Source organism: Hymenobacter agri (assembly GCF_054778495.1).
In genome coordinates, this window is the sequence record NZ_BAAGZM010000438.1 from 1 (window position 1) to 3644 (window position 3644).

Genomic DNA, 3644 nt, shown 5'->3' on the forward strand with positions numbered 1-3644 from the left:
TCAAGGGCGAGCTGCAAAGCTGGGGCGTGCTGCAACGCACGGGCAACGTGGTGGCGCCGGTGGGGGCGGAGATGGCCGGGCGGGGCGTGTAAGGAGCCGGGCGGCGGAGCGTCTATCGAACGCGGCCGGAAACCTCCCGGGGCCGGCCGCGTTTACCTTATTCCTACCTCAACTCCGCTGATATGCAAACCTGGAACGACGTCATCCGCCTCGCCAACAATCCCATTCCCTCGCCGCGGCGCGTCGAGAAAACGCCCGCCGAGTGGCGCGCCCAGCTCACGCCCGAGCAGTACCACGTCACCCGCGAACACGGCACCGAGCGCGCCTTCACCGGCGAATACTGCGAGGCCCACGAAGCCGGCCTCTACGCCTGCGTGTGCTGCGGCACCCCGCTCTACGACTCGCGCACCAAGTTTGAGTCGGGCACCGGCTGGCCGAGTTTCACGCAGCCGGTCGATGAAAGCGCTATTCGCTACAAGAAGGACACCAGCTACGGCATGGTGCGCGTCGAAGTGCTCTGCAACGTGTGCGACGCCCACCAGGGCCACGTTTTCCCCGACGGCCCGGCGCCCAGCGGCCTGCGCCTGTGCATCAACTCGGCCAGCATCAAGCTGGTGAACGAGGCTGAGAAACAGCCTGCCGCTTAAGCTGCCCCAGTAGCTGCTTATTTGTCGGCTCAGAAGTAGAACGTCATGCTGAGCGCAGCCGAAGCATTTCTACCGCGCAACTATATTCTTTTGATTGGAATTAGTAACTCGGTAGAGATGCTTCGACTGCGCTCAGCATGACGTTCTACTTTTGTAAGTTCCTGTTCTCATCACCCGACTCCATTCCCACCCACCATGTCGTTGCTTTTCACCGATTTCGCCTCCTGGGGCGCGCACTGCGCCGAAACCGGCGAACCCCTCTACCAGCCCGTTTTGGCTTACGAAGTCGAGCAGAAAGGCCGGACTGAAGACGAAATATGGGCCGGCCTGCAACGGGCCTACGACGTAATGCGCGACGCCGTGCACGAGGGCCTGACCGGCAACATGACCTCGCGCTCGGGCATGATAAATAATGGGGCTAAGAAGATTGCCGCCTCGCCCGTCACCGTGTTGTCGCCCGAATTTAAGCAGCTCGTGACGCGCGCATTGGGAGCTAAGGAGGTGAATTCCTGCATGGGCCGCGTAGTGGCCGCGCCTACCGCCGGCGCCTCGGGCATCTTGCCCGGCGTACTCGTTACGCTGCAGGATTTGCACAAGCTCGACGACCGGAAAATATTGGAGGGCCTGCTCGTGGCGGCTGGCATTGCCCTTATCATCGAGCAGAATGCTTCGCTGGCCGGGGCCGTGGGCGGCTGCCAGGCCGAAACCGGCTCGGCCGCCGCCATGGGCAGCGGGGCCATTGTGTACTGCCTGGGCGGGCCGGTCGAGCAGGTGTTTGCCGCCGTGGCCGTCACCATTCAGTGCATGCTCGGGCTGGTGTGCGACCCCGTGGCCGGCCTCGTGGAAGTGCCCTGCGTGGTGCGCAACGCCTCGGCCGCCGCCATCGCCTTTTCTTCGGCCCAGATTGCCATTGCCGGCATCGACCCGGTGATTCCCGTCGACCAGTGCGTGGCGGCCCTCGGCGAAGTGGGGCAGGCTATGGAAACCCGCTACAAGGAAACGGCCCTCGGCGGGCTGGCTGCCACCAAGCGCGGCAAGGAAATCGAGAAAATGGTGCTGGTGCAGGACGTGAATATCCTGCCGGATGATGCGGAGGAGGCATAACGTCATTCCGACGCAGGAGGAATCTGGTAAAGCCGGCAAACCATTTTACTCAGATTCCTCCTGCGTCGGAATAACAACAACAAAAAAGCCCCGCCGGCAATGCCAGCGGGGCTTTTCAATGCACTAGCGTGAGGCTATTCGCGCACGATGCGGCGCACGTCGGTGCCGCCATCGGTGGTAGCGCGCAGCAGGTACACGCCCGTGGCAGTTCCCGACAGGTCGAGCTGCGCCTGAGCCTGGCCCGCGGCCACCCGCTGCGTGAGCACCACGCGGCCCAGCGCATCGAGCACCGTCAGCTGCACCTCTTTCGAGTAGCCGCGCAGTTCCAGCGTGAGCTTGCCGGTGGTGGTGGGGTTCGGGTAGAGCGTCAACGACGAGCCCGCCAGCGGCTGGGCCGTCGCCGTTACGACCAGCGCCGTCGACGGGGCCGACTGACAGCCCGTGGCCGTGCTGATGAAGCGCACGGTGTAGCTGCCGGGGTTAGTCGTGCCGTTGGCCGTGTAGGTCTGGCTGGTAGCGCCCGTGATGGGCGTGGTGCCCACGTACCACTGGTAGGTGGTGCCAGCCGGAGCCGCGCTGCTGGTGAACAGCACCGTGCCCTGGGTGGGGTACGTGTAGGTGTAGGTCGGCGTAGCCGGCAGGGCGTTGATGGTTATCGTGGCCGTGCTCGTAGCGGCGGCGCAGCCACCGGCGGCGGCCACCGTATTGGTCACGGTGTAGGTGCCGGGCGTCGAGGTGGCCGGATTCACCGCGCCGGTGGTGGCGTTAATCGTCAGGCCCGTGGTCGAGGTGAACGTGCCGGCCGTAGCGCCCGCGCCCAGCGTAGCGGGCAGCAGCGAAGCCGAGCCGGCGCAGGCGCTGCTGGTGCCATAGCTGAACGTAGCCAGCGGCGCCGCCGTGATGGTCACCGTCGTGGTCGCCGTGGTCGCTGCGCAGCCGTTGGCCGCCGCTACCGAGTTGGTCACGGTGTAGGTGCCGGGCGTCGACGAAGCCAGCGTAATCGCACCGGTGGTGGCGTTAATCGTCAGGCCCGTGGTCGAGGTGAACGTGCCGGCCGTAGCGCCCGCGCCGAGAACAACGGCCGGAGCCGTAGTGCCGCTCACGCAGAAGGTTGAGCTGGTGCCATAGCTGAACGTAGCCAGCGGCGCCGCCGTGATAGTTACCTGCGCCGTGGCCGTGGCCGCTGCGCAGCCGCCGTTGGCGGCGATGGTGTTCGTCACGGTGTAGGTGCCGGGCGTCGACGAGGCCAGCGTAATCACGCCGGTGGTGGCGTTAATCGTCAGGCCCGAAGTCGAGCTGAACACGCCGCCGCTGGCGCCCGTACCGAAGCTCGGGGCCGGATTGGTAGCGCCGCTCACGCAGTAGGTAGGCGTGGTGCCGTAGCTGAACGTGGCCAGCGGCGCCGTGGTAATCGTTACCGACTGCGTGCTGCTGCTACCGCAGGCGCCGGCCACCGTGTAGGTCACGGTGTAGGTGCCGGGCGTCGAGGCGCTCAGGTTGATGGCGCCGGTGCTGGCGTTGAGGCTCAGGCCCGAAGTTGAGCTGAACGTGCCACCGGTGGTGCCCGTCACGGTCGCCGTGGGGTTGGTGCCCGTCACGCAGAACGTGCCGCCACCGTAGCTGAACGTGGCCGTGGTGGCCGGCGTGATGGTTACCGTGGTGGTCGCCGAAACGGCCGCGCAGGCGCCCGAAGCCGCCACCGTGTTGGTCACGGTATAGGTGCCGGCGGTGCTGCTGCCCAGCGAGATGATGCCCGAAACGGGGTCAATCGTCAGGCCCGCGGTCGAACTGAATGTGCCGGCCGTAGCGCCGCTGCCCAGCGTGGGCGTCACGGTGCTCGTGCTGCCCGCGCAGTACGTGGTGCTGGCCGGGTAGCTGAACGAAGCCACCGGC

Annotated in this window: 3 protein-coding genes; 2 read left to right on the plus strand and 1 reads right to left on the minus strand. The window is 66.0% G+C overall.

The window, feature by feature from the left end; genetic code table 11:
- Positions 1 to 182: 182 nt before the first annotated feature.
- Complete coding sequence (gene msrB, locus ACYVDE_RS17255; protein ID WP_460502788.1) at positions 183 to 647, plus strand: peptide-methionine (R)-S-oxide reductase; 465 nt, start codon at positions 183 to 185, stop codon at positions 645 to 647.
- A gap of 195 nt (positions 648 to 842) precedes the next feature.
- Entirely contained in the window at positions 843 to 1751 is a 909-nt protein-coding gene (gene sdaAA, locus ACYVDE_RS17260) for an L-serine ammonia-lyase, iron-sulfur-dependent, subunit alpha (RefSeq protein WP_460502789.1), read from the plus strand.
- A 134-nt stretch (positions 1752 to 1885) separates the two neighbouring features.
- Here the strand turns inward: sdaAA and ACYVDE_RS17265 are convergent.
- Positions 1886 to 3644, minus strand: a 1759-nt coding sequence (locus tag ACYVDE_RS17265) for a T9SS type A sorting domain-containing protein (protein WP_460502790.1), incomplete at its 5' end; no start/stop codon positions are given.

What these genes read in the sequence shown, in the direction of transcription:
- msrB (WP_460502788.1), top strand. Translation starts at nt 183, where the DNA reads ATGCAAACCTGGAACGACGTCATCCGCCTCGCCAACAATCCCATTCCC.
- sdaAA (WP_460502789.1), top strand. Translation starts at nt 843, where the DNA reads ATGTCGTTGCTTTTCACCGATTTCGCCTCCTGGGGCGCGCACTGCGCC.